Annotated in this window: 18 protein-coding genes and 1 pseudogene; 5 read left to right on the forward strand and 14 right to left on the reverse strand. The window is 71.1% G+C overall.

The genetic code is table 11. From position 1 onward, the window contains the following. Positions 1–113 precede the first annotated feature (113 nt). Positions 114–1061, forward strand: a complete 948-nt coding sequence (locus tag ACL06G_RS02755; protein ID WP_412785045.1) for a ferredoxin family protein — start codon at positions 114–116, stop codon at positions 1059–1061. A 25-nt stretch (positions 1062–1086) separates the two neighbouring features. On the opposite strand, the gene ACL06G_RS02760 is transcribed toward ACL06G_RS02755, so the two are convergent. Further along, positions 1087–3213, reverse strand: coding sequence for a DNA gyrase/topoisomerase IV subunit B (locus ACL06G_RS02760; RefSeq protein ID WP_412785046.1), 2127 nt, complete (start codon positions 3211–3213; stop codon positions 1087–1089). Positions 3214–3648: 435 nt separating this feature from the next. On the opposite strand from ACL06G_RS02760, the gene ACL06G_RS02765 reads away from it, so the two are divergent. Beyond that, positions 3649–3879, forward strand: a complete 231-nt coding sequence (locus ACL06G_RS02765) for a DUF7455 domain-containing protein (protein WP_412785047.1) — start codon at positions 3649–3651, stop codon at positions 3877–3879. Positions 3880–4002: 123 nt separating this feature from the next. Here the strand turns inward: ACL06G_RS02765 and ACL06G_RS02770 are convergent, their stop codons facing one another. The 6 genes from ACL06G_RS02770 to ACL06G_RS02795 all read right to left on the reverse strand — a co-directional run bounded on the left by ACL06G_RS02770 (position 4003) and on the right by ACL06G_RS02795 (position 11984). After that, complete coding sequence (locus ACL06G_RS02770; RefSeq protein ID WP_412835349.1) at positions 4003–4776, reverse strand: S1 family peptidase; 774 nt, start codon at positions 4774–4776, stop codon at positions 4003–4005. A gap of 184 nt (positions 4777–4960) precedes the next feature. Further along, a complete protein-coding gene (locus tag ACL06G_RS02775) occupies positions 4961–6568 on the reverse strand; it encodes an RNA polymerase sigma factor (RefSeq protein WP_412835325.1) in 1608 nt (535 codons plus the stop codon). Between the two features lie 287 nt (positions 6569–6855). Continuing rightward, positions 6856–7812, reverse strand: a complete 957-nt coding sequence (locus ACL06G_RS02780) for a FadR/GntR family transcriptional regulator (protein WP_412785049.1) — start codon at positions 7810–7812, stop codon at positions 6856–6858. Positions 7813–7984: 172 nt separating this feature from the next. After that, positions 7985–9844 (reverse strand): ABC transporter ATP-binding protein, encoded by a 1860-nt coding sequence (locus tag ACL06G_RS02785; RefSeq protein ID WP_412835326.1) that lies wholly within the window; start codon positions 9842–9844, stop codon positions 7985–7987. Positions 9845–9932: 88 nt separating this feature from the next. Then, a complete protein-coding gene (locus ACL06G_RS02790) occupies positions 9933–10682 on the reverse strand; it encodes an NUDIX hydrolase (protein WP_412785051.1) in 750 nt (249 codons plus the stop codon). Positions 10683–10730: 48 nt separating this feature from the next. Beyond that, positions 10731–11984 carry a DUF4192 domain-containing protein gene (locus ACL06G_RS02795; RefSeq protein ID WP_412785052.1) on the reverse strand — a complete coding sequence of 418 codons (1254 nt, stop codon included), beginning with the start codon at positions 11982–11984 and terminating at the stop codon, positions 10731–10733. A 142-nt stretch (positions 11985–12126) separates the two neighbouring features. Between ACL06G_RS02795 and ACL06G_RS02800 the strand changes: the two genes are divergently transcribed. Next, positions 12127–14313, forward strand: a complete 2187-nt coding sequence (locus tag ACL06G_RS02800; RefSeq protein ID WP_412835327.1) for a RecQ family ATP-dependent DNA helicase — start codon at positions 12127–12129, stop codon at positions 14311–14313. A gap of 116 nt (positions 14314–14429) precedes the next feature. Then, complete coding sequence (locus ACL06G_RS02805) at positions 14430–14960, forward strand: hypothetical protein (protein WP_412785054.1); 531 nt, start codon at positions 14430–14432, stop codon at positions 14958–14960. Positions 14961–14963: 3 nt separating this feature from the next. Here ACL06G_RS02805 and ACL06G_RS02810 read toward each other — a convergent pair whose 3' ends face one another. The 5 genes from ACL06G_RS02810 to nrdR all read right to left on the reverse strand — a co-directional run bounded on the left by ACL06G_RS02810 (position 14964) and on the right by nrdR (position 20810). Continuing rightward, a complete protein-coding gene (locus ACL06G_RS02810; protein ID WP_412835328.1) occupies positions 14964–15344 on the reverse strand; it encodes a hypothetical protein in 381 nt (126 codons plus the stop codon). Between the two features lie 326 nt (positions 15345–15670). Next, positions 15671–16348: a ribonuclease HII gene (gene rnhB, locus ACL06G_RS02815; RefSeq protein WP_412785056.1), complete on the reverse strand. Its 678-nt coding sequence runs from the start codon at positions 16346–16348 to the stop codon at positions 15671–15673. 185 nt (positions 16349–16533) lie between these two features. After that, positions 16534–17142 carry a YdbC family protein gene (locus ACL06G_RS02820; protein ID WP_412785057.1) on the reverse strand — a complete coding sequence of 203 codons (609 nt, stop codon included), beginning with the start codon at positions 17140–17142 and terminating at the stop codon, positions 16534–16536. Positions 17143–17361: 219 nt separating this feature from the next. Beyond that, complete coding sequence (locus ACL06G_RS02825; RefSeq protein ID WP_412785058.1) at positions 17362–20181, reverse strand: vitamin B12-dependent ribonucleotide reductase; 2820 nt, start codon at positions 20179–20181, stop codon at positions 17362–17364. A 116-nt stretch (positions 20182–20297) separates the two neighbouring features. Next, the gene (nrdR, locus tag ACL06G_RS02830) at positions 20298–20810 is read right to left on the reverse strand and encodes a transcriptional regulator NrdR (RefSeq protein WP_412785102.1); all 513 of its coding nucleotides are present in this window, start codon (positions 20808–20810) and stop codon (positions 20298–20300) included. Between the two features lie 502 nt (positions 20811–21312). On the opposite strand from nrdR, the pseudogene lexA reads away from it, so the two are divergent. Continuing rightward, a pseudogene (lexA, locus tag ACL06G_RS02835) lies at positions 21313–21990 on the forward strand (transcriptional repressor LexA); the annotation flags it as partial. 73 nt (positions 21991–22063) lie between these two features. Here the strand turns inward: lexA and ACL06G_RS02840 are convergent. Next, positions 22064–24091 (reverse strand): ATP-dependent DNA helicase, encoded by a 2028-nt coding sequence (locus tag ACL06G_RS02840; RefSeq protein ID WP_412835330.1) that lies wholly within the window; start codon positions 24089–24091, stop codon positions 22064–22066. Between the two features lie 48 nt (positions 24092–24139). After that, complete coding sequence (locus ACL06G_RS02845) at positions 24140–25912, reverse strand: IucA/IucC family protein (RefSeq protein ID WP_412835331.1); 1773 nt, start codon at positions 25910–25912, stop codon at positions 24140–24142. Positions 25913–25940: the final 28 nt, after the last annotated feature.

A 25940-nucleotide genomic window follows, 5' to 3' on the forward strand; every position in this document is an offset into this window, starting at 1 on the left:
GCTGTCGCGACGGGGTACGGGACGGCGACCGATCGTAGCCGAGGCGCACTGCCGACGTGGACGGCAGCAGGTCGGGGGAGCGGCGCGGCGGGGGCGGCGTTAGGCTCGGCCGCGTGAGAACGTGCGCCACGGAATCCCTGACTCGGGGCGAGCCCCTCGCCGCAACCGCCGCCACGGCCCGTACGTGGCTCCTCGTCGAACAACCGGGACCGTGGGGCGCCAAAGCCCTCACCGCGAGCCACCTGGACCCGGAACTGGGCAGGCGGCTGGACGAGTCGGCGACCGAGCACGGGGCGCGCGTCGCTCTGATCCGCCGCCCCGGACCCCATCCGGACGCGGGAGACTCCGGGGCGCGCAGAATGTTCCTCGCCCACACCGTGCCGGGCAGGTCGTGGGTTCTGGCGGCACGGACGGCTCCGTCGGAGCTCGACCGCCTCGACTTCGCTGCCCTCGGCCAGGGGGATGCCGGCGGCGCCGGTCCGGAGTGGCAGGAGCATCGCGGTGCTCCGCTCGCGCTGGTGTGCACGAACGGCAGGCGCGACCGGTGCTGCGCGGTGCGCGGCAGGCCGCTCGCCGCGGAACTGGCCGCCTCCACCGACGCCGACGTCTGGGAGGTCACCCACCTGGGCGGACACCGGTTCGCCCCCACCATGCTGGTGCTGCCCCACGGCTACGCGTACGGCCGGTGCGCGGCCCACACCGCGAAGGCGGTGATCGAGGCCGCACGTGACGGGTGGGTGGCCCTCGAGGACTGCCGGGGCCGCTCGGCGTGGGAGCGGCCCGGTCAGGCGGCGGACCTCGCCGTACGGGAACTGGCCGGGGAGCGGGCAGCGGACGCCGTGGACGTGCTCGCCTGCGAGGCGGCCGGTACGGGCCGGTGGTCGGTCACCGTGGGGCACGCCGACGGTCGGCGCTGGCACGTGCGGGTGACCGCCGTACCGGACGCGGACCGGGAGGCCCCCGCAAGCTGCGGGGGCGCCCCCGGACTGCCCGATCGAATGCACGTGGAGTCCGTCGCTGCCGTCGAGGTCCCCGGAGCCGTGCACACCCCCGGCGTCTGAGCAGCGCGGGCGGGCCCCGCGCCCGTCAGACGTCGATGCGGGACCGGTCCAGCGTGGCCGCGGAGGTGGTGATGAAATCCCGCCGCGGCGCGACCTCGTTGCCCATGAGCAGGCTGAAGGTCTCCTCGGCGGCCTCGAGGTCTTGGATGTTGATGCGCCGCAGCGTCCGGTGACGCGGGTCCATGGTGGTCTCGGCCAGCTGGTCGGCGTCCATCTCGCCCAGACCCTTGTAGCGCTGGATGGAGTCCTTGTACCGGACCTTCCGGCGCTCCAGGTCCAGCAGGGTCTGCCGCAGTTCGCTGTCGGAGTAGGTGTACAGGTACTTCTCCTGCCCCTTGCGGGGGTTGATCAGCTCGACGCGGTGCAGGGGCGGCACCGCCGAGAAGACCCGTCCCTGCTCGACCATGGGGCGCATGTACCGCTGGAAGAGCGTCAGCAGGAGGCAGCGGATGTGTGCGCCGTCGACGTCGGCGTCCGCAAGGAAGATCACCTTGCCGTAGCGTGCCTGGTCGATGTCGAAGGTCCGTCCGGACCCGGCTCCTATGACCTGGATGATCGCACCGCACTCGGCGTTCTTGAGCATGTCGGAGACCGACGACTTCTGGACGTTGAGGATCTTGCCCCGGATCGGGAGCAGCGCCTGGAATTCGGAGTTCCTGGCCAGCTTCGCGGTGCCCAGGGCGGAGTCGCCCTCGACGATGAACAGCTCCGAGCGGTCCTCGTCGTCGCTGCGGCAGTCGGCGAGCTTGGCGGGCAGGGAGGAGGACTCCAGCGCGGTCTTGCGGCGCTGCGCCTCCTTGTGCTGCCGTGCGGCGATCCGGGTGCGCGCCGCCGCGACGATCTTGTCCATGACGGCGCGGGCCTGCTGCTTGGCGTCGCGCTTGGTGGAGGTGAGGAACGCCTTCAGCTCCTGGGCCACCACCTGCCCGACGATCCGGGAGGCGGCGGAGGTGCCCAGCACCTCCTTGGTCTGCCCCTCGAACTGCGGCTCGGCGAGCCGCACGGTGACCACCGCCGTGAGCCCCTCCATGGCGTCGTCCTTGACGACGTCGTCCTCGGCGACGCGGAGCAGCTTGGCGCTCCGCAGGGCCTCGTTCACGGTGCGCGTGACGGAACGCTCGAAGCCGGAGACGTGGGTGCCGCCCTTGGGCGTGGCGATGATGTTCACGAACGACTTGACGGTGGTGTCGTACCCCGTGCCCCAGCGGAGCGCGATGTCGACGCCGAGATCCCGCTTCACCTCGGTGGGGATCATGTGGCCGCGGTCGTCCAGAACGGGCACGGTCTCCTTGAAGCTCCCTTCGCCGCGGAGGCGGAGGACGTCGCAGACGGGGCGGTCCTGGGCCAGGTACTCGCAGAACTCGCTGATGCCGCCGTCGTAGTGGAAGACCTCCTCGGTGGCCTCCTGGCCGTCCGGTCCGCGCTCGTCGCGGAGCACGAGGGTGAGACCGGGTACGAGGAAGGCCGTCTGGCGGGCACGTGCCTGCAGCGTCTCCAGGGAGAGGCGGGCGTCCTTGAGGAAGATCTGGCGGTCCGCCCAGAACCGCACGCGGGTACCGGTTCGTGTCTTGGGAACCTTCTTCCCCTTGAGCAGGCCGGGCGCCGGATCGAACGGCGCGTCCGGACCCGATTCCGTGAAGATTCCGGGCACTCCACGGCGGAAACTGATCGAGTGGGTGCGGCTGTTCCGGTCGACCTCGATGTCGAGGCGCGAGGAGAGCGCGTTCACCACGGAGGCGCCGACGCCGTGCAGGCCGCCGGAGGCCGCGTAGGAGCCGCCTCCGAACTTGCCGCCGGCATGCAGCTTGGTCATCACCACCTCGACGCCCGAGAGTTTGGTCTTGGGCTCGACGTCCACGGGGATGCCGCGACCGTTGTCCCGGACCTCCACGGAGCCGTCGTCGTGGAGGATCACCTCGATGCGGTCGCAGTGACCGCCGAGTGCCTCGTCGACGGAGTTGTCGATGATCTCCCAGAGGCAGTGCATCAGACCCCGGCTGTCGGTGGAGCCGATGTACATACCCGGACGCTTGCGTACGGCCTCGAGTCCCTCGAGGACGAGCAGGTGCCGCGCGGTGTAGTTGGATCCACCGTCCCGGTCCGCTGCTGGGAGCAGGGCGGTGGAAGACGGCGCTGACGTCTCGGCGGTCACGCGGTTCGCTCCTCGCTGAATTCTGCTGATGTGGTGGTGATGCCCGGCAAGAGGGTACCGAGGCCAGGCAGAGCCGTTGTGCAGGGCGTCCATGCTAACGCCGCTTCGCATGCCTGTTCGATAACTCGTTCGTGTGACGCGTACATCACGTTCCCTTCCAGGCATGAACCGTTTAGGCTCCGGGCACGTCCTCTGACACGAAGCGTTCGCATCGCGAAGAGCGATCCACAGCACCGACACCGACCACTACGACCTCGGCACCGTCCGAGCACCTTCAGCAACCGACGCACCACGGCTCATTCGCCGCCAACCGGCAGTGTCCGGCCGTACGCGGAGAGAGAAACTCTCCGCAGGAAAGTCCGGAGCGGGAACGAATCCGGACTGGTTGGATGTTGACCCTGGTACGACAGCTCGTCGAGCTAGAGAAGAGGCGACGTGACTACTGTTCTGACCCCCGCGACCCCGCTGACGGCCGCCGACCGCTGCGACCGTTGCAACGCTCAGGCATACCTGCGCGTGGTGCTCATCAGTGGCGGAGAGCTGCTGTTCTGCGCACACCACGGGCGCAAGTTCGAGCCGGAACTGAAGAAGATCGCCGCGGAGATACAGGACGAGACGGAGAAGCTCACCGCTACTCCCGCCACAGCGGACGACAACGAGCGCTGACGGCCTGCTTCGGGCGACACGTACCCGACTGACGAGCTCTCCCGGCCCTCGGGGCCGGACACGACGGGCGGTTCCCCGGTCCACCGGGGAGCCGCCCGTCCGCTCGTGGGACCGCAGCAGAAGTCACTCCAGGTGCGCACGCAGGAGCGGCAGCACCGCGGAGATCCGGGTGTAGACACCGGGACTCCCCCGCTCGCCGCAGCCGGTCCCCCAGGACACCAGCCCGACCAGGCGTCCCCGGGCGACCAGCGGCCCGCCGCTGTCGCCCTGACAGGCGTCGCTCCCCCCTTCCGGCAGACCCGCGCACAGCATCGTGGCCGCCCGGTAGGCCCCGGTACCGTCACCCGGGTAGGCCCTCGCGCACTCCTCGTCCGGGAGCACCCGCACCGGCGCGGCGTGCAGGCGGTTCGCGTAACTCCCGTCGCCGCGGGTGTCCCCCCAGCCGTACACTTCGGCCTCCGTCCCTGGCCCGTAGGCGCGGTCCCCGGCGCCGGCCGGCACGAGAGCCCCTCCGGGAAGAGGTTCGGCCAGGGTCAGCACGGCGACGTCCCCGGTGTGCGTCCTCGGGTCATGGCCAGGATTGATCCAGACCCGCGCCACGGACGTCTCCCGTCCCTCTCCCCGCGTCAGATCCTCACGGCCGGATATCACCGTCAGATCCGTCACCCGTTGCCGACTCACCCCCAGCACTTGGCTGCTGAGGCAGTGGGCGGCGGTGAGAACCGTACGCCGCGCCACCACCGCACCCCCGCAGAACTGTCCCGACCGGGCGCTGCCGAAGCGCTCCCGACTGGCGAGGGCGACCGCCCACGAGTGGTCCCGCACCTGCGCCGTTCTCCCTCCGACGACGCTGCCGTCCTTCCGGGGCAAGGACGCCGCCGCCTCGGCGCAGGACATCGGCAGGAACAGGCATATGAGAGCGATCAGGGCGCGGTGTCGCACGCGGCCTCCTGGAGGTCGGGGGCGTATGACCACCCAGGGTCGACCGTGGTCGGACCGTCCGCATCCGGAGCAACAGCAACGGTCCGGCGCCCCCGGCGGACGGGGACGCCGGACCGTGGGCCGGGCAGCGCGCGGTGGATCAGTCCAGGTAGTCCCGCAGGACCTGGGAACGGGACGGATGGCGCAGCTTCGACATCGTCTTGGACTCGATCTGCCGGATCCGCTCACGGGTGACGCCGTAGACCTTGCCGATCTCGTCGAGCGTCTTCGGCTGGCCGTCCGTGAGCCCGAAGCGCATCGAGACCACGCCGGCCTCCCGCTCGCTCAGGGTGTCGAGGACGGAGTGCAGCTGTTCCTGCAGAAGGGTGAAGCTGACCGCGTCCGCGGGGACGACGGCCTCGGAGTCCTCGATGAGATCACCGAACTCGCTGTCGCCGTCCTCACCGAGCGGTGTGTGCAGCGAAATGGGCTCGCGACCGTACTTCTGGACCTCGACGACCTTCTCGGGCGTCATGTCGAGTTCCTTGGCCAGCTCCTCCGGCGTGGGTTCGCGGCCGAGGTCCTGGAGCATCTGGCGTTGGACGCGTGCCAGCTTGTTGATGACCTCCACCATGTGCACCGGAATGCGGATCGTGCGCGCCTGGTCGGCCATGGCGCGGGTGATGGCCTGGCGGATCCACCACGTCGCGTAGGTGGAGAACTTGTAGCCCTTGGTGTAGTCGAACTTCTCCACCGCGCGGATCAGGCCGAGATTGCCCTCCTGGATGAGGTCCAGGAACAGCATGCCGCGACCGGTGTAGCGCTTCGCGAGCGAGACGACCAGGCGGAGGTTGGCCTCCAGGAGGTGGTTCTTGGCGCGTCGGCCGTCCTCCGCGATGATCTCCAGCTCGCGCCGCAGCTTGGGAGCGATCTTCTCCTCGGACGCCAGCTTGTCCTCGCCGAAGAGGCCGGCCTCGATCCGCTTCGCGAGTTCGACCTCCTGCTCGGCGTTCAGGAGCGGCACCTTGCCGATCTGCTTGAGGTAGTCCTTGACCGGGTCCGCGGTGGCACCGGCCGCTGCGACCTGCTGCGCCGGGGCGTCGTCCTCGTCCTCGTCGGACAGCACGAAGCCCTCGTTCTCGTTCTTCGTCTCGACCGCCGGGCCGTCCTGGGGGACCCCCTTGGCCGCCTTGACCGGCGCCGGCTCCTCGACCTCCGGGTCCGGGGCCTCCAGCAACTCGTCGACGACCGACTTCTTCACGGCCGTCTTCTTGGCAGGAGCCTTCTTGGCCGCGGCCTTCTTGGCAGGAGCCTTCTTTGCCGCGGTCTTCTTGGCCGCGGCCTTCTTCGCGGGAGCGGCTTCGGCCGCGGGTTCCGCCGGCACGGTTTCGGGGGTGTCGGCGGGCTCGCTCGGAGCGACGGCCGTCTTCTTCGCGGCGGTCTTGGCAGCCTTCTTGGGAGAAGCCGCCTTGCGGACCGATGTGGTCGCGGTCTTCTTGGCGGGCGCCTTGGCCGCCACGCTCTTGCGGGTGCGCTTCGGCGCTTCGGCGGCACTCACCATCAGTGTCACACCCTCCTCGTCCAGGATCTGGTTGAGGCTGCGCAGGACGTTCTTCCACTGGGTCGGCGGGATCTGGTCAGCCTCGAAGGCCCGACGGACGTCATCGCCGGCGATCTGCCCCTCAGCCTTTCCCCGCTCGATGAGTGCCAACACGGACTCGGACTCGGCGATCTCCGCGGGGAGCGTACGGGATGTGCTGGCCGACACGAACAACCTCTCGGAACGATGGAAACGGCGTACCGTCGGCCGGATGCACCGACGGCGCGGGGTGAGCCGGGGAGGGCCGACGCGTGGACGCGGGCCCCTTCCTTGTTTCGGCTGCCACCTCTTGACTCATCGCGCGGCGGCGGCGAGTGTTACGCCCGTCGTGCGTGGCGCGAGTCACATCGTGCGCCCGTCGCCGTCCCCGGCCGAACCGTGGTGCAGATGCGGCAGCGCCGCCGGGTTCCGGCGACGCTGCCGCATCTGCACGGTGGAACGGCCCCGGCGGCCTCTCAGTGCTCGCGTGGTGCGGGAACGACGTGGTCCGAACCCGGTCCCGCATCGGCGTGCCCGGCAAGCAGCCGCCGCATCGCCGCCTCCGCCGCGGCACCGTCCCCCGCGGTGACCGCCTCGGCCACCTGCTGGTGGTGGGACACGACGCCGTCGCCGGGACGCATGCAGCCGGAGGAAGGCCCCCCGGAGACCTGCAGCGCGGAGGACACGATTCCGGCGAGGTGCTCGATCATGCGGTTGCCGCCGGACTGCAGCAGCACTCCGTGGAACTCGGCGTCGGCCCGCGAGAACGTCAGCGAGTCGCCCTGCGCGAGGGCCTGGCGCATGATCTCCACCATCTCCCCGAGCCGCTGGTGCACCTCCTCACGGCTGCGTTCGGCAGCCAGGCGGGCGGCCAGCGGTTCGATGGAGGCCCGCAGTTCGCTCAGTTCCTGCCGCTGGTCTTCCCGCTGGGGCCCGAACGCGCGCCACTCGATGATGTCCGGGTCGAGCAGGTTCCAGTCGCTCACGGGACGGACGCGGGTGCCCACGTTCGGCCGGGCACTCACGAGCCCCTTGGCCTCCAGCACGCGGAGCGACTCCCGGACGACGGTCCGGGAGACCTCGAACCGCTGCCCGATCTCCTCGGGGACCAGCGGACGGTCCGCCCCGAGATCGCCGGAAACGATCATCTGGCCCAGCTGCTGAACGAGTTGGCCGTGCAGTCCCCGCCCGCGGCTTCCGGCGGCGCGTCGGCCCACACGGGAGATGTCGGCCTCGGTCTTCTCCCAGACGGGAGCGGTGGTGGCGCGTGCCGCCCCGGAGGACTCGGCGTACGCGTAGCGGTCCGGCTCCCCCGGTCCGGCCAGGCCGGAGCCGCCCGGAGGAGCAGAGGTCATCGTGGTGTGCGCAAGGGTAGTCACGCACCCTTTGTCGGCGGGCTCCACCGACGCCTTGAGGGCTTTGGTGAAAAGCACACGAAAGGGTGATCACTGCTGTTCGCCCCATTGACGTCTTGTCGGATGGAAAGAGGCTTACCAGTGTCGCGTTCGATCATTCGGCCGAACCGGAGTCGCCCCGCGCCACTCTCCGGAGGGGGCCGCGCGACCGGCAGCAGCACGGCTCACCCCCGGCGAAGCACGCCCGGGCTCAACGAGTCCGGCCGCGGAGCCCGAGAAGCGCGTAGGCGGCGAGCAGCACACACAAGGACATGGCCAGCGCCTGGCCGACGGGCTGCGACACCAGCCGGACGGCCACCGGCACCCATCCGTCGGCGCCGGAGGGCCACGGGGCGAGCAGCGCGTGCTCCACTCGGTCGCTGAGCCCTTCGAGCACGGTTCCGTCGGCGCCGGGAAACAGGTGCCGCGCGAGCGGGACGACCACGAGGGGTACGGCCAGCACGGCGGCGAGTCCGACCGAGGTGGACCGCGCCGCACCCGCCGCGAGCAATCCGGCCCAGCCGCAGCCGACGGCGAGCACGGCGCACCCGGCCAGGGCCTCCGCCGGTCCCCGCACCCCGGGGTTCGGGCCGAACGCGTCCGCTCCGAAGAGCAGCAGCACCGTTGCCGCGTTCAGAGCGAAGGTGGCAAGGCACAGCAGGACCGAAACGGCCGCGGACACCAGCCCCTTGGCGAGGAGGAGCCCCAGCTTGCGCGGAACGGCGGTGTGCGCGGGGGCCAGGGCCGGGTACCGGAACTCCTGCCCGTAGGCGAGGGCTCCCAGCAGCCCGGCGGCGGCCGCCGCCGGTGGCAGGGGGAACAGGAGCGACACGGGCCATCCCGCCAGGGACCGCAGCAGGGCGTCGTCGCGCAGCCGGTCGGGGCCGACCAGGGCCAGGCCGATGCTGCCCACCAGCGCCAGGGCCAGTGCGCAGCCCGCGATGCACCAGGGAGTACGGACACCGGTCAGGCGACGGATCTCGTAGCGCACGGGCGCCACCGGTCCGGGCCGTCCGACGGCGTGGAGGCGCGGACCCCGCTCCTTCCGGGCGGTCCCTGCGGAAGGGGTCGTCCGGCTCCCGGAGCTCTGCCCGGGTACCGGCGAGGACTGCGCGGGGGGCGCTTGCCCCGGAGGTTCCCCGGCTCCCGTCTCCTCGGCGAGCCGGTGGACCAGGATGCCGTTCCGGTAGGCGGTCTCCCCCACCGCGGCACAGGTGCTGCCGTAGACGGCGAGGCGCGTGCCCGACTCGGCCACCACCTCCATCGGCTCCGCGGGCTCCGCGGGCTCCGCGGAGCCGACGGACCTCCCCGGCGGGCTGAAGCTGTCGCCGGGGGGAGCCGAACGCGCCTCCTGCCGCAGCAGCACGGCAAGACGCTCGGCGTGCGGCGAGGCCACGGCGACACGGGGGCGGAGGCGGGTGCGGGCGAAGTCCGCAGCGTCCTGATCGGCGAGGAGGCGCCCCTCGTGAAGGCTGACGACGCGGTCGGCGAGGCGCACGGCTTCACCCGGTTCGCGAAGGGTGGTGAGGACGGCGCCGCCCTGGGCGGCGAACCCGCGGAGAAGCCGGTGGAGCCATCCGGCGTCCCGGGGGGACAGCCCCTGGGCGGGCTCGTCCAGGACCAGCGTGTGCGGATCACCGAGCAGTGCCGCCGCCATACCCAGGCGGCGGTCCATGCCGAGGGAGAAGGAGCCGACGGGCTCCGTCGCGAGTGTGCCCAGTCCGACGACCTCGAGGAGGTCGTCGGCCCGTTCGGAAGGGACCCCGACGGCGGCCGCAAGCATCCTGAGGTGCCCGCGGGCCGTCCGGGCGGGATGGCCGGGCACGTCCCCGAGCAGGACTCCGACCTCTTGCGCCGGGCAGGGCATACGGTGCAGCGGCCGCCCGTCGAAGAGCGCCACGCCACGGCCGGCCTCGATCTGGAGCAGGAGGCGCAGCACGGTCGACTTCCCCGCACCGGGCGGGCCCAGAAGGGCGGTGACCCGCCCCGGACGTGCCTCGAAGGTCAGGTCGTCGACCGCGGGCCGCATCCCGCGGGAAGGGAGACTGGTGAGCCCGATCGCCTCAATCATCACTGCTCCGCAGGGCATCTGTAGGACGCACCCCAGCAAGATAACGACGATATGACCGTTTTGTCGGTAGTGACGCGGGGAGTCGGCCTCAGACGTCCGGTCGCAGCATCGGGGGGTTGAGAAGGGTGGCCCCGCCGGCTCGGAACAACTGTGCGGGACGGCCGCCCTGACGGGACGTCGTCCCGCCCGTCGGCACCAGGAAGCCGGGGGTGCCCGTGACCTTGCGGTGGAAGTTCCGCGGATCGAGAACGACCCCCCAGACCGCCTCGTAGACCCGCCGCAGTTCCCCGACCGTGAACTCCGGTGGGCAGAAGGCGGTGGCGAGCGAGCTGTACTCGATCTTCGAGCGGGCCCGTTCCACACCGTCCGCGAGAATCCTGCCGTGGTCGAAGGCCAACGGCTCGAACGCCTCCTCGCCGCCGGGTGGAATGCCACCGAGCAGGGCGTCCACCGGAGCCCAGTGCACGCTGTCGGCATCGCCGCCCGGCGTCGGCGAAGGCAGGTCCGGGGCGAGGACGAGGTGGGCGACGCTGACCACGCGCATGCGCGGATCCCGCCCCGGGGCCCCGTAGGTCGCGAGTTGTTCCAGATGCGCCTCGGAGGTGCGGTCCTCCGGCTCGTCGGCCCGGAGCCCCGTCTCCTCGTTGAGCTCGCGGGCCGCCGCCGCGGTGAGATCCTCGTCCGCACGGACGAATCCGCCCGGCAGCGCCCAGCAGCCCTGGAACGGGGGTTCCCCCCGACGCACGGCCAACGCGCACAGGGCATGACGTCGGACCGTGAGAACGACCAGGTCGACGGTGACTGCGAAGGGTGGGAAGGCCGACGGGTCATAGGGCATGCCGTGATCTTAGTCGTCTCCCTGACGAAAATGAGGCGTTGCACAACCTCATGGACGTACGGGCCTCCGGGCTGCCCGGCGCCTGCGGTCGCGGTGCCCGGTGGTGCGGGAGCGTCCGGCTCGGGGGCGGCAGCGTTGCCGCTTGCCGCGCCGGCGCGAAGCACGTTCCTGGCGCATGCAGCGCCGCAGGGGCTCCGGGCCCAACCCCTCGTTGCAGGCACGGTGGAGAAGCTGCGCGAAGAGGTACTCCGGATCCACCTCCAGCGCCCGGACGAAGGCCACCCGGGCGGCAGGCTGATCGCCCGTGGACCAGGCGACCCACCCCGCGAGAGAGAGCGGAGCGGGCGCATGCTCAACGAAGGCACCGGTGCACCGCCGTGCCAGCGCACGCCAGAGGCGCAGTACGGCTTGCGCCTCACGGCCCTCCATCCACTCCGCGGCCTGATCGCGGGTGCCACGGTCCTGAAGCCCGAGGATGAGCGTCGCCGCCTCCTGCTCCGTCAGCAGCGCATCGTCGTGGGCATCCGCCTCGGAGGCCGACGTGGCCGCCTCCGGAGTCGCGGCCCGGAACCGGCCGACGAGCCGACGGGCCATGACGATGGTCCGCGCCCGGACGGCGGTGCGCCCCGAGGGCGTCAGCATGCGGGGCACGAGCTCGGCCGCCGCCTCGTCGAGAGCCCGCTCCTGAGCGTCGCGCAGCGGAGGACCCACGGGAGCGAGCCGCGCCTCCATCTCCTTCAGCGATCCCCGCACCCGCACTCCCGCGTACACGGCAGCGGCAGCCATGGGCGAAGTACCGCCGGTCTCCAGGACCACTCCCTCGGGCGGACAGCACCCCGGGTCAGGGCAGCAGTACGAGAAATACCTGCCGTCCGAGAGGCACAGCGCCTCGTACACGGCCATCTCCCGCTCGCCGCACGAGGTGCGCAGCAGCTGGGCGAGAGGGCGGAGCCGGTCCGCCACGGCACGGCCCGTCTCCCCGGCTGCGGGCTCCCGGCACAGGTACACCACCGCTCCGTCCGGCCGGGCCCCGCGGGCCGCCGAGCCCTCCTGCAGACACCGGGCGAGTTCGCGGGCGACGAGGGGCCAGTCGCCGGCCTCCTCGGGGAGTGCGAGCCGGATACGCGCCCCGAAGCGGCTCTCCTCTCCGTGTACGGCCACCACCACGACGGAATCGTCGGGCTGGAAGCCGAGCAGGTACGGCAGTGCGTCCGCCAGCTGGGCCGGACCGCGGAGCGAGACCTGGGCGACGGGGTCGGTGGGCGGACTGTCGGGTGCGGATCCCCCGCTGTGCTGAGTCATGCCGCCGACTGTGCCCTGCCCGGGGCAGTCGCTGCTCGGCGTTGTCCACAGGCGCCGACGATCATGTGATCGTCGCATGTGCGGGGTGTTGTCCACAGGCGGCGTTCGCGTCCTGCCGGTCCCATGGGATTGCATGGACGCCATGAGCGACACGGACCTGCGGACGGCCGCCGACAAGATCCTCGCCAGACTCGTCGGCGACGAAGGGGGCGGCGCCCGGCTCCGCGACGATCAGTGGCGTGCCGTCGAGGCACTCGTCGCACACCGCCGACGCGCGCTGGTGGTGCAGCGCACCGGCTGGGGCAAGTCCGCCGTGTACTTCGTGGCGACCGCGCTGCTGAGGCGCCGCGGCGGCGGGGCAACCGTGATCGTGTCCCCGCTCCTGGCCCTCATGCGCAACCAGATCGCCGCCGCGGAGCGGGCGGGAATCCGTGCGCGGACCATCAACTCCGCGAACCCCGAGGAGTGGCAGACGGTCCAGCAGGAAGTCGCCGCGGGAGGCGTCGACGTCCTCCTGGTCAGCCCGGAACGGCTGAACAACCCCGACTTCCGCGACCACGTCCTGCCCCGGCTGGCAGCCACGACGGGCCTCCTCGTGGTGGACGAGGCGCACTGCATCTCCGACTGGGGCCACGATTTCCGGCCCGACTACCGGAGACTGCGCACGCTGCTCGCCGAACTGCCCGACGGCGTGCCGGTCCTGGCGACGACCGCGACCGCCAACTCCCGTGTCACGGCCGACGTCGCCGAGCAGCTGGGCACGGGTGAGCAGCATGCCGGAGACGGCGACGGATCCGCCCTGGTGCTGCGCGGCCCGCTCGACCGGGAGAGCCTGAGCCTGAGCGTGCTCCACCTGCCGGATGCCGCTCACCGCATGGCATGGCTCTCCGAGCGCCTCGGCGAACTGCCGGGTTCCGGGATCATCTACACCCTCACCGTCGCGGCCGCGGAGGAGGTCGCCGCGCACCTGCGCGAGTGCGGTCACACGGTGGCCTCCTACACCGGGCGCACCGAGAACGCCGACCGCGAGACGGCGGAGGAGGACCTGCTCGGCAACCGTGTCAAGGCCCTGGTCGCCACCTCCGCCCTCGGCATGGGCTTCGACAAGCCCGACCTCGGCTTCGTGGTCCACCTCGGCTCTCCGTCGTCCCCCATCGCCTACTACCAGCAGGTGGGACGCGCCGGCCGCGGCGTGCGCCACGCGGAAGTGCTGCTCCTCCCCGGCAGGGAGGACGAGGCCATCTGGCGTTACTTCGCTTCGCTGGCCTTCCCGCCGGAGGAGCAGGTGCGCAGGACGCTCGAGGTACTGGCGGCCGCCGAGCGGCCGCTGTCACTCCCCGCACTCGAACCGCTGGTCGACCTCCGGCGCTCCCGCCTCGAGATCATGCTCAAGGTGCTGGACGTCGACGGGGCGGTGCGACGGGTCAAGGGCGGTTGGGAGGCCACCGGAGCCCCCTGGGCCTACGACACCGATCGGTACGCCTGGGTGGCGCGCCAGCGGGAGGCCGAGCAGCAGGCGATGCGGACGTACGCCACGACGACCGGCTGCCGCATGGAATTCCTCCGCCGGCAGCTCGACGACGCGGAGGCAACGCCCTGCGGACGCTGCGACAACTGCGTCGGCGAGCCCCGCTTCGATCCTGAGGTGTCGGCACAGGCCCTGGAGAGGGCCCGCACGGCACTGGGGCGGCCGGGCGTGCGCGTCGAGCCGCGGCGCATGTGGCCCACCGGTATGGCCGCCGTCGGGATGGACCTCAAGGGGCGCATACCGTCGGCGGAGCAGGCGGCGCCGGGGCGTGCCCTGGGACGCCTGTCGGACATCGGCTGGGGCAACCGGCTGCGTCCGCTGCTGGCGGCGGGCACGGAGGACGGCCCTGTTCCGTCGGACGTGCTGGACGCCGTGGTCACGGTCCTCGCGGACTGGGCGCGCGGCCCCGAGGGCTGGGGGACGGGAGCGGAGGGCCCGCTCGCCCGGCCGCGCGGAGTGGTGGTCATGGCCTCCCGCGAACGGCCTCAGCTGGTCGCATCGTTGGGAGCCCGCATCGCGGAGATCGGCAGGATGCCGCTGCTGGGGACGGTGGCGTACACCGAGGAGGCGGAGACGGGCCGGAAGGCTCCTGGCAGCAACAGCGCGCAACGCCTGCGCTCGTTGGACGGGGCCCTGTGCCTGCCGCCTGATCTGGCTTCGGCACTTACGGAGATCGAGGGCCCGGTTCTCCTCGTCGACGACTTCACGGAGACGGGATGGACACTCGCGATGACCGCCCGCATGCTCCGCCGAGCGGGAGCGGCGGGAGTGCTCCCGCTGGTCCTCGCAGTGCAGGGCTGATCCTTCCGTGGCCCACCCATTGCCGTGCACCGGTCCGCGGACGAGAATCGGAACGGCCGTCTCTCCTCGTCGGTGTCCGCGAGCCGGGCGCGGCCGCATCCGAGAGAGGGGGGATCGTGATTTCGGGATTCACTCCGCCGCCGTCGACGGATCCGGCCTCGCGTCTGAGCCGCACCCTGCAACCCACCGAGTGGGCCGACGCGGCCATACCGCTGTTGCGCGACCCGCGTGACGTGGTCAGAGGTCTGCACGAGCGGCACACACCCACCCGTGACACCGCGGTGGTGGCGGTGTTCGGACCGGACGAACGACTCGTCGCGAGTGCGTCGTTCGCCCACAGCAGCGAGCAGCCCGACGGCTGGGAATTCCGCAACCACCTGCTGGACCGATTCCGGAGGATCGTGCCGCACGACCTGCGCCGCCGTACACCGGTGCGTACGGCGGCGCTGCTCTTCTGCCGCAGCGGCGGCACGGAGTGGTGCGAGGTCGACGGTGCCTGGATGTGGGGGCTCCGGGACGCCTGCACCCTGCACGGCCTCCGCTGCGGGGCCTACATCGTGCTCACGTCGGCCGGTTGGCGGGTGCTCGGCGAGGAGCGGAGCGGACGCCGCCCCCGCTCGCCCGAACCGACCGGGGAGGCGGGGTGACGTTCAGAGCAGGCGGCCGAGCCGCTGCGGGTCCCCGCAGACCACGAGCTCGTCCGCTGCTTTCTCCAGCGCCGCGGGCAGAGCCCGGGCGACGTCGGTGTCCGTGCCGCCATTGACGGCGAGGACGACGACCGCCCGGCGGTCCAGACGGGCGACGGCAGTGGCGTGGGCGCAGAACACGTCGTCGCCCGCGCTCAGCTGACGCCAGTAGGCATCCTCGCCGAAGGAGAGTTCGTGTTCCGCCCAGGGGTGCGCCTCGCCCGTGGCGAGGACCAGCACGGCTCCTGGCTCCCGGCCGTCGTCGAGCAGCCGGTCCACCGTCGCGTCGGCGGCTTCCACAGCGGTGGACTCGGTGGCCGCGACGAGCCGGATCTCGGCAGTCACGGAGGCGGAAGGCGCGGAGGGGGCAGCCTTGCCCGGTGGTGGCACCGGAGGCTGGGACGGAGCCGAACCGGCTCCCCGGTTGGCGTGGGGCCGGCCGCGCCGGGGCCGGTCGTTCCGGTCGGCGCGGGGCGGAGCGGGACGTGGGGAGGGGCGTGGGCCGGGAAGCGGAGCTGCGGATCGGGAAGCCTGCGGAGTCCGGGTGGTTCCCGCGCCGCCGCGGCGGCCGGGGGCACTCTCGTGAATCTGTGGCTCCTCAGGGGAGTGAGGCATGAGGTGTTGTCTATCAAACCCGGGGACGGCAGGTCGCGGCGGGGGCGTGCCCCTTCTCAGAACAGGCCGACCTGCTCCGCCGGTTCCATCCGGCCACGCTTGAGGTGCCGCCATCGGGGCAGTCCGTCCATGAAAGCCCAGGACGTCCTGTGGTGGGGCGTGGGCCCCTGCTCCTCCAACGCGGCCCGATGCACCGGGGACGGGTAGCCGGCGTTGTCGGCGAAGGCGAAATCCTGGTGTTCGCGTCCGAGTTCTGCCATCAGAAGGTCCCTGCGCACCTTTGCGAGCACGGACGCCGCGGCGACCGCGACACAGGACAGGTCCCCCTTGATGACGGTGCGGACGCGCCACGGGGGACCGAGGTAGTCGTGCTTGCCGTCGAGGATCACTGCGTCCGGACGGACGGGCAGCCCGTCCAGTGCCCGCAGGGCGGCGATCCGCAGTGCGGCGGTCATGCCCTGCCGGTCGATCTCCTCGGGGGAGGCGTGGCCCAGGCTGTGGGCCGTGGTCCAGGACTCCAGTTCGGCAGCGAGTTCGGTGCGGCGCCGCGGGGTGAGCAGTTTGGAGTCGGTCAGTCCTTCCGGAGGGCGCCGCAGGCCGGTGACGGCGGCGCAGACCGTGACCGGACCGGCCCATGCGCCCCGGCCGACCTCGTCGACGCCTGCGACGACCTTGGCGCCCGTCGTGGCGCGCAGCGAGCGCTCGACGCGGTGTGTGGGCGGTTCGTAGGGCATGGCAGTGGTCAGCGTATCGGCTCGCTCCACCGGCGGTGCGCCGCACCCGGACCTCGCCGCGGACCGTCCGGCGGCCGAGTGGGCCGACCCTCTCTGTCAGCATTGTCGTCCCGCCGCCGGGCCGGGCACAAGGAGGCATCCGCGCCCCCGGATCGGCGAAGCCGGTGGCGCGGGTCGGGCGCGGTTCACACCGTCCAGGACGGTTCGAGGTCGATGACGTCGCCGGCGATCGCGGTCACGTCCGCGCCGATCTGCGTCCGCAGCGCCAGGCGTTCCACGCGCTCGGTGCGGTACTTGCCGTGCTCGGCCGCGGAGTTCCACATGGAGAGGGTGAGGAACTCGTCCTCCGGATCGGCCTGGGCGAACAGGCCGCGCAACATGCCCGGGGAACCCGCCATCGCCGGATTCCACACCTTCTCCTGCATGAGCGTGAAGTGCTCCACTCTGTCGCGGCGCACCCGGCAGTGTGCGACCCGCAACAGGTCGGCGTCGGCGAAGACGGGCCGGAAGCCGGTCTTCACGTCGAAGCGGTACTCGAAGAGCCGGGCCCGCATGTCCTTGTAGGTGCCGACCTGCGAGGCATGCAGACGATCGTGCGACCGGGCCATGAAGGAGTCGTAGAAGGCCCGGTTCTCCCAGAACCCGAAGAGGTGGGCGACACCGGCACGGGCCCTGCTCCAGCCGCCGCCCTGGCCGCGAAAACCCGGCTCGCCGAGAAGCCCTGCCCATTTCCGCTGCCCCCGCTCGAATCCCCGGCGATCGACGACGGTGCAGCGCATCCACTTGACCAGCACCGCGCCATCGTACGGCCAAGCGGGTGAGGATCCAGGCACTGCGGCACACCGAGGGAGCGCGCGCCCGGGACGCGCGCCCCGCCGAACGACAGCTCGTTCCGGTGACCGGGACGCGGAACGAGTGGGGGTGCCGACCGATGGTCGGCACCCCCACCCGGAAGCGGCGGCGCAGAGCAGAAGACACCCGGGAACCGCGTCGGACGCGGTTCCCGCCCGGTGTCAGCTGCAGCCGCTGGTGGAACCGCAGCCCTCGCAGAGGTAGCAGCTCCCGGCACGCCGCATCTTGGTGCCGCAGGAGAAGCACAGCGGCGCGTCGGCGTTCAGACCGAGCTGCATCTCCACCAGTTCTGTGGAGTTGTGGGCCTCCCTCGGCCGGGCCGGCGTGGTCGGCTGTTCCGGAGCGGGCTGCGCCGGGGCGTCGGGTTCGGCGTCCCCCGCCTCGTAGCTCCCGGTGTCCAGGTGCCGCTGGCGCTCCTCAGCCGAGTGGATGCCGAGGGCCGAACGCGTCTCGAACGGCAGGAAGTCCAGCGCCAGGCGGCGGAAGATGTAGTCGACGATCGACTGCGCCATGCGCACGTCCTGGTCGTCGGTCATGCCCGCCGGCTCGAAGCGCATGTTGGTGAACTTCGAGACGTAGGTCTCCAGCGGCACGCCGTACTGGAGGCCGACCGAGACGGCGATGGAGAAGGCGTCCATCATGCCCGCAAGGGTCGAGCCCTGCTTGGACATCTTCAGGAAGACCTCGCCGAGGCCGTCGTCCGGGTAGGAATTGGCCGTCATGTAGCCCTCGGCGCCCCCGACCGTGAAGCTGGTCGTAATGCCGGGGCGGCCCTTGGGCAGGCGGTTGCGCACCGGGCGGTACTCGACCACCGCGGCCTTGTCCTCCTCCGTGGCCTTCTCCTCCTTCTGCTTGGCGGAGAGCGGCTGACCGACCTTGCTGTTCTCGACGTACACGGCGAGCGCCTTCGTGCCCAGGCGCCAGCCCTGGAGGTAGATCTCCTCGACGTCCTCGACGGTGCTGGACGCCGGCATGTTCACGGTCTTGGAGATCGCCCCGGAGAGGAAGGGCTGCGCTGCCGCCATCATCCGCACGTGGCCCATCGGGGAGATGGACCGCTCGCCCATGGCGCAGTCGAAGACCTCGTAGTGGGCGGGCCGCAGCCCCGGCGCGTCCACGACGTTGCCGTGCTCGGCGATGTGCTCGACGATCGCCTCGACCTGCTCGGGCTGGTAGCCCAGACGCTTGAGCGCCTTCGGCACCGTGTTGTTGACGATCTGCATGGAGCCGCCGCCGACCAGCTTCTTGAACTTGACCAGTGCGAGGTCGGGCTCGACCCCGGTGGTGTCGCAGTCCATCATCAGGCCGATGGTGCCGGTCGGTGCGAGCACGGACGCCTGGGCGTTGCGGTAGCCGTTCTTCTTACCCAGACGCACCACGTCCTGCCAGGCCTCCGTGGCAGCGGCCCAGACCGGAGTGTCCAGGTCGTCCATCCGCTTGGCGGCGTCGTTGGCCTCGGCGTGCTGCTTCATGACGCGCTTGTGGGCCTCGGCGTTGCGGGCGTAGCCCTCGTAGGCCCCCACCGCCGCGGCCAGTTCGGCGCTGCGCCGGTAGGAGGTGCCGGTCATCAACGAGGTGATGGATCCGGCGAGCGCCCGTCCGCCGTCGCTGTCGTAGGCGTGGCCGGTGGCCATCAGCAGGGCACCGAGGTTGGCGTATCCGATACCCAGCTGACGGAACGCGCGGGTGGTCTCGCCGATCTTCTCGGTGGGGAAGTCGGCGAAGCAGATCGAGATGTCCATCGCCGTGACGACGAGTTCGACGACCTTGGCGAAACGCTCCGCCTCGAAGGACTGGTTGCCGGCGTCGTCGTCCTTGAGGAACTTCATCAGGTTGAGCGAGGCCAGGTTGCACGAGGAATTGTCCAGGTGCATGTACTCGCTGCAGGGGTTGGACGCGGTGATGCGCCCGCTCTCCGGCGAGGTGTGCCAGTGGTTGATCGTGTCGTCGTACTGGATGCCGGGGTCGGCGCACACGTGCGCGGCCTCGGCCATCTTGTGGAACAGCGCCCTGGCGTCCACCTTTTCGACGAGGTCACCCGTCATCCGGGCACGCAGCGGGAACTCGGCGCCGGCCTCGACCGCCTTCATGAACTCGTCGGTCACGCGGACCGAGTTGTTCGCGTTCTGGTACTGGACGGAGGTGATGTCATCGCCTCCGAGGTCCATGTCGAAGCCCGCGTCGCGCAGCGCGCGGATCTTCTCCTCCTCCTTCACCTTGGTCTCGATGAAGGCCTCGACATCGGGGTGGTCGACGTCGAGGACCACCATCTTGGCCGCCCGGCGCGTCGCACCCCCCGACTTGATCGTGCCGGCGGATGCGTCGGCGCCGCGCATGAAGGAGACCGGTCCGGAGGCGTTGCCGCCGGAGGAGAGCAGTTCCTTGGAGGAGCGGATGCGGGACAGGTTGAGCCCGGCGCCGGAACCGCCCTTGAAGATCATCCCCTCTTCCTTGTACCAGTCGAGGATCGACTCCATGGAGTCGTCGACCGAGAGGATGAAGCACGCACTGACCTGCTGCGGCTGCTTCGTGCCGACGTTGAACCACACAGGGGAGTTGAAGGCGAAGATCTGGTGGAGCACCGCGTAGGCGAGCTCGTGCTCGAAGATCTCCGCGTCGGCGGGGGACGCGAAGTAGCCGTTCTCCTCACCCGCCGCCCGGTAGGCCTGCACCACGCGGTCGATCAGCTGCTTGAGGCTGCTCTCGCGCTGCTCCGAGCCCACCGCGCCACGGAAGTACTTGCTGGTCACGATGTTGGCCGCGTTCACCGACCAGAACTCGGGGAACTCGACGCCCCGCTGCTCGAAGTTCACCGAGCCGTCGCGCCAGTTGGTCATGACGACGTCTCGGCGCTCCCAGGTGACCTCGTCGTACGGGTGCACTCCGGGAGTGGTGTGGATGCGCTCGATGCGCAGTCCCTTGTTCGCCCTGCCGCCCCTGCCGCGTGAACCGCGTGCCGGGCCGCTCGCCGTCTCTGTCATTCCGCCTCCCTGTACGGGCATAACGCCCCCATGCGCCCCGGATACTCCCGGAACGCGACTGCTGAACTGCGACCGGAGGCCCGCGGGTCGTCCGGTCAGGTATGGCGCCGAGTCGCTCAGTCGGCGGCGGCAGCGGGCGCGGGAACCTCCCGGTCCCCACCGTCCCCGAGCCCCTCGGCGGGTGGCCCGGCATCACGGAGTTCCGCGATGGCGGCCTCGAAGTCCTCGAGCGACTCAAAAGCCCGGTAGACGGACGCGAATCGCAGATAGGCGACAAGGTCCAGGTCCTGGAGGGGACCCAGTATGGCGAGGCCCACGTCGTGCGTGGACAGCTCCGCGCTTCCGGTCGCTCTGACCGCCTCCTCGACCCGCTGGCCGAGCTGGGCGAGGGCGTCCTCGGTGACGGGACGCCCCTGGCACGCCTTGCGGACACCGGCGATCACCTTGTCGCGACTGAACGGCTCGGTGACCCCGCTGCGCTTGATCACCATCAGCGACGCGTTCTCCACCGTGGTGAACCTGCGCCCGCAGTCGGGACACTGCCGGCGGCGCCGGATCGCGGTGCCGTCGTCCGTCGTGCGACTGTCGACCACACGGCTGTCGGAGTGGCGGCAGAAGGGGCAGTGCATCGTCTCTCCCCACCCTTCGACTCTCACCGTGCATGACTGGACCGCCCCGGACAGGGCTCGCCGGAGCCCTTCGAGGTATGCCACCAGCATAGTCCACACCCGAAGGACAAGACCCCGGGGGACCACAACTTGTGGGTGGCTAGGATCCATCTAACCACTAGATCTGGTGGCTGGACGACAACCCTTCCGACACGCGTGTCGGGCTGCGCGACGGCGACGAGCGTACGCGTCCGGGCTCCGTCGACGCACGGCGGGGACCGCCGGAACCACAGTCGGGTAAGCGCTTATACATGCGCGCCCATGATCACGAAAGCTGTATTCGGATATTTCACTCGAACGTGTGTTTGGCGCAACCTTTCGAAACCAACTACCGTTGAGCCACAGGGAGAACCGCACGAGAGGGGCCGCCATGACCACCGCAAACAGCGCGACGATCGCCGTCGAGGACGGCGCGGTGCGCACACCGGAAGCACCGGGAGCGACGGGCAGTGCACCGGACGACGCGCCGCCCGCCCGGCTCCCGGGCCGCCCGCCCGGCATTCGGGCGGACAGCTCCGGGCTCACCGATCGGCAGCGCCGCGTCATCGAGGTGATCCGCGACTCGGTGCAGCGCCGCGGATACCCGCCGTCCATGCGGGAGATCGGCGAGGCAGTAGGCCTGTCCAGCACGTCCTCCGTGGCGCATCAGCTGATGGCGCTCGAACGCAAGGGCTTCCTGCGACGGGATCCGCACCGCCCCCGCGCGTACGAGGTCCGCGGCTCCGACACTCCGAGCAACCACACCGCGGACACCTCCGGCAAGCCCTCGGCCTCCTACGTCCCGCTCGTCGGGCGCATCGCGGCCGGCGGCCCGATCCTCGCCGAGGAATCGGTGGAGGACGTCTTCCCGCTGCCGCGCCAACTCGTCGGTGACGGCGAGCTGTTCGTACTCAAGGTGATCGGCGACTCGATGGTCGATGCCGCGATCTGCGACGGGGACTGGGTCACTGTGCGCCGTCAACCGGTCGCGGAGAACGGCGACATCGTTGCCGCGATGCTGGACGGCGAGGCGACCGTGAAGCGGTTCAAGCGCGAGGACGGCCATGTCTGGCTCCTCCCCCACAACGCCTCCTACCAGCCCATCCCCGGGGACGAGGCGACCATCCTCGGCAAGGTCGTGGCCGTGCTGCGCCGAGTCTGAGGCGCGCGCCCTCCCTGTCGGAGCCCCGAGGTCCTTTCCGCGGCCCCGGGGCTTCGCCGTGCGGCCCTCACCCTCACGCCTCCGCGCCGGCTGCCCGATCGATAGCCGCCAGGGAACGGCGCACCTGATTGCGGTCCGTGGTGTACCAGAAGTCGGGCATGGACGCCCGCAGGAACCCTCCGTAGCGGGCCCGCTCCAGGCGCGGATCCAGCACCGCGACCACACCACGGTCCCCCGCCGCACGGACCAGTCGACCGGCGCCCTGCGCCATCAGCAGGGCGGCGTGATGGGCGGCCACGGCCATGAAGCCGTTGCCGCCGCCGTCCTCCACCGCCTTCTGGCGGGCGCTCATCAACGGATCGTCGGGACGCGGGAACGGGATGCGGTCCATCACCACCAGTTGGCAGTTCACGCCGGGCACGTCGACACCCTGCCAGAGGGAGAGCGTACCGAACAGGCAGGTCCGCGCATCCTCGGCGAAGCTGCGGATGAGTTCGCCCAGGGTGTCCTCGCCCTGCAGCAGGATCGGCAGGTCCAGGCGCCCCCGCAGGTCCTCGGCAGCCGTCTGTGCGGCCCGCATGGAGGAGAAGAGGCCGAGAGTTCTGCCGCCCGCGGCCTGGACCAGGTCCGACAGTTCTTCGAGCATGTCGCTCCGGGAGGGCTCGCGCCCCGGTGGCGAGAGGTGCCGCGCGACGTAGAGAATGCCCTGCTTGCGGTAGTCGAACGGGGAACCCACGTCCAGGCCGCTCCAGCGCGGCGCCTCCTCCTCCTCGGAGTCGCCCTCGGCCCGCTCCTCCTCGCTCTCCTGCGCCTGCTGTGCCCGGAGCGCCCGACGCCCCTCGGGAGCGAGTCCCAGCGACGCCCCGACGCCGTCGAAGTCGCCGCCCAGTTTCAGGGTGGCCGAGGTGAGCACCACCGAGCGGTCCGCGAACAACTTCTCGCGGAGCATCCCCGAGACGGACAGCGGCGCCACCTTCAGCGAGGCCCCCCACCGGTCGTGCCGCTCGCACCACAGGACGTCGTACGGCGACGCCAGGGCCAGGCGCTCGGCGACATCGTGCACGTTCTCCATCGAGGCACGCGCCTGCTTCCGCACCGCGTCCTCGTCCTGCACCGAGCGGTCCCGCGTCTCGCCCAGTGCCGTGAGACACAGCCGCGCGGCGTCCCGCAGCGTGGCCAGGGCGTAGCCGAGATCCTCCGGAACCTCCTCCAGCCGGCCGGGCAGCATCAGTTCCATCAACCGCTCGAACGTCTCCGAGGCGCTCCGGAGACGGTCGGCCGCCTTCTCGTCGACCAGCCGTGACGTTCGGCGCACGGCTCGCGCGACACTGCCGGGGGTCAACTCGCCGGTGGCAACCCCGGTGACGCGGGAGACCAGTTCGTGCGCCTCGTCCACCACCAGCACATCGTGGCTCGGCAGGACGGGGGCGCCCTCGATCGCGTCGATCGCCAGCAGGGCGTGGTTGGTGACCACGACCTCCGCGAGCCTGGCCCGCTCACGGGCCGCCTCCGCGAAGCACTCCTCCCCGTAGGGGCAGCGGGTCGCGCCCAGACACTCGCGGGCGGACACGGACACCTGGGACCAGGCGCGGTCGGACACCCCGGGACTGAGGTCGTCCCGGTCGCCGGTCCCGGTCTCGTCGGACCAGTCGCGCAGCCGCAGCAGATCCTGGCCGAGCTTGCTGGTGGGGGCGGCGGATTCGAACGGGTCGAAGAGTCCCTCCTCCTCGTCCTGCGGCACCCCCTCGTGGAGCCGGTGGAGGCAGAGGTAGTTCGAACGCCCCTTGAGCATCGCGAACTCCGGGCGGCGGCGCAGACTCGGGTGCAGCGCTTCCACGGTGCGCGGAAGGTCCCGCTCGACGAGTTGGCGCTGCAGCGCGAGGGTGGCCGTCGCGATCACGGCACGGTCGCCCTGGGCGAGCACCGGCACGAGGTAGCCGAGCGACTTCCCCGTGCCCGTGCCGGCCTGGACGAGCAGGTGGCTCCCCTCGGTGACGGCGTCGGCCACGGCCTGTGCCATCTGCACCTGACCGGGGCGCTCCGTGCCCCCGACGGCTTCGACAGCGGCATGCAGCAGCTCGGTGAGGTCAGGCTTGCTCATAGACCTCACAGCCTACGCGGCCGCTCCGACAGTCGGAGGCGCGCCCGGTCACGGTCCGTGGAGCGGATTCGGCACGGTGCCGTGCACCGCGGCGTGGGGGCGCTCGTCCCGGTCGCGGTAGCCGTCCGCATGCAGCCGGTTCCGGTTCAGGCACAGGCGGTCGATGTGCGGAGTCAGGAGGTCGAAGGTCTCGAAGCGCTCCTTCAGACGCGGGAAGCGGCGGTGGTACCTCCGCACCTCCTCCCGCACCAGGGACCAGAACGCCTCCTCCGCGACACCGAGCTGCTCCTCGCACAGCGGAGCAAGGTGGCGGAACACCCCGACGAAGAGGCCGGCGTGGATGAACTGCGGGAGGAAGGAGGGCTCCTCGGTCAGCAGCACGCCGCGTACGTCGTCCGGCATCGTTTCGTGCTCGGGCAGCGGCAGGGCGCTGACGTTGACGTCGTCCACGAAGTCCTTCACGGCCAGCCGCACCGGCACGTCGTCGCAGTCGAAGATCACGATGGCGTTCTCGCCGTGCGGGGAGAACACGGTGCCGTACCGGTAGAGGAAGTGGAGCAGGGACGGCAGGAGCGCCGCGAACAGGTGCCGCAGCCAGACGGAGGCGGACAGCCCGGAACGGGCGACGAGTTCGGCGGTGAAGGAGCGGCCTTCCGGGTCGGTGTGCAGCAGCGCGGCCAGGGTCCGGGCGCGTTCACCGGAGTCGAGCTGCGGCTCCAGGGGCTCGCGCCAGATGCAGCCGAGCAGCTCGCGGTACTGGTACGGCACGCGCGGCAGCGTGTCGTAGACCGGGTGCGGCACGGCCACCGAAGCGACCTCCCCGAGCAGGACGACCCCGCACTCGTCACGCAGGAAGGGGTCCTCGTTACGCAGGGACTGCACCCAGGCGGTGACGGCCGGGGCGGCGAGCGTGCGCTCCGTGGGAAGGCCGCGCCACACGAGCGTGTTGAGCACGGACAGCGGTAGTTTGACGGTGTGCCGTTCGGGGCTGCTGACGTTGAGGAAGGTGCGCACGGACTGCTGCGGCAGCCGCACGTCGTCGTCCGCTTCCAGCGGCACGAGGGTGCGCCGCGCGATCTCGCGGGCGAACAGCGGAGCGATGGTCTCGTCCCACTGCCAGGGGTGCACCGGCAGCAGCAGATGATCCTCCGACCGGAGTCCCTGCGCCTCCAGGATGGCGTCGAAACGTCCGCGGGTCGCCGGCCCGAGCTCACGGGAGTAGAGCTGCGCCGGGTCGGCGAGCGACGCCACGCCGCGGTACTGCGCCAGTGACCGGTGCACGGCGATCCAGGGCAGACGGCGCGGGGTGCGGTTCTCCGGCGACCAGTTCGCGGCGTCGGCGGCGGAGAAACCGAGCCGCCCCTTGTTCGCGACCAGCCAGGGGTGCCCCGTCTGGTGGCCCTCCAACTGCGCGTATCCGAGCTCGGCGAGTTCCGGTGCGCTGAGCGCTTCAGCGGCCAGGCGTGCGTCGGCCGTGAGGGTGGCGGTCAGTTCGCGGAGCAGGTGTCCGGTGGTGTCCCCGCCGAGGCCGAGGAGCCGTCGGTTGGCGAGGGCGACAAAGTCGAGGGGGCTCACCCGGGGGGTGATGCTGTCCGGGTCGATCCTCCAGTGTCCGTAGGCACCCCGGCGGGCCCGGAAGCGGAGGGTGAGGTCGTGCGTGACGGCGAGGTGGTAGGTGCCGTCCGGCTCGAGCCGGGGGCGGAGGATCTCCTCGTAGGCGAACTCGGCGAGCATCTTGGTCAGCAGCCGCTGTTCGGCCTGTTCCCAGGTGTCCTGGTCGAGGCCGGGCGGAACCCGGAGGGCGGAGGGGTGCTGGGGCACCGGGGCGTCTCCCTTGTCGGATGGCGGT

It is taken from the genome of Streptomyces callyspongiae, from assembly GCF_047200695.1.
Taxonomy (GTDB): Bacteria; Actinomycetota; Actinomycetes; order Streptomycetales; family Streptomycetaceae; genus Streptomyces.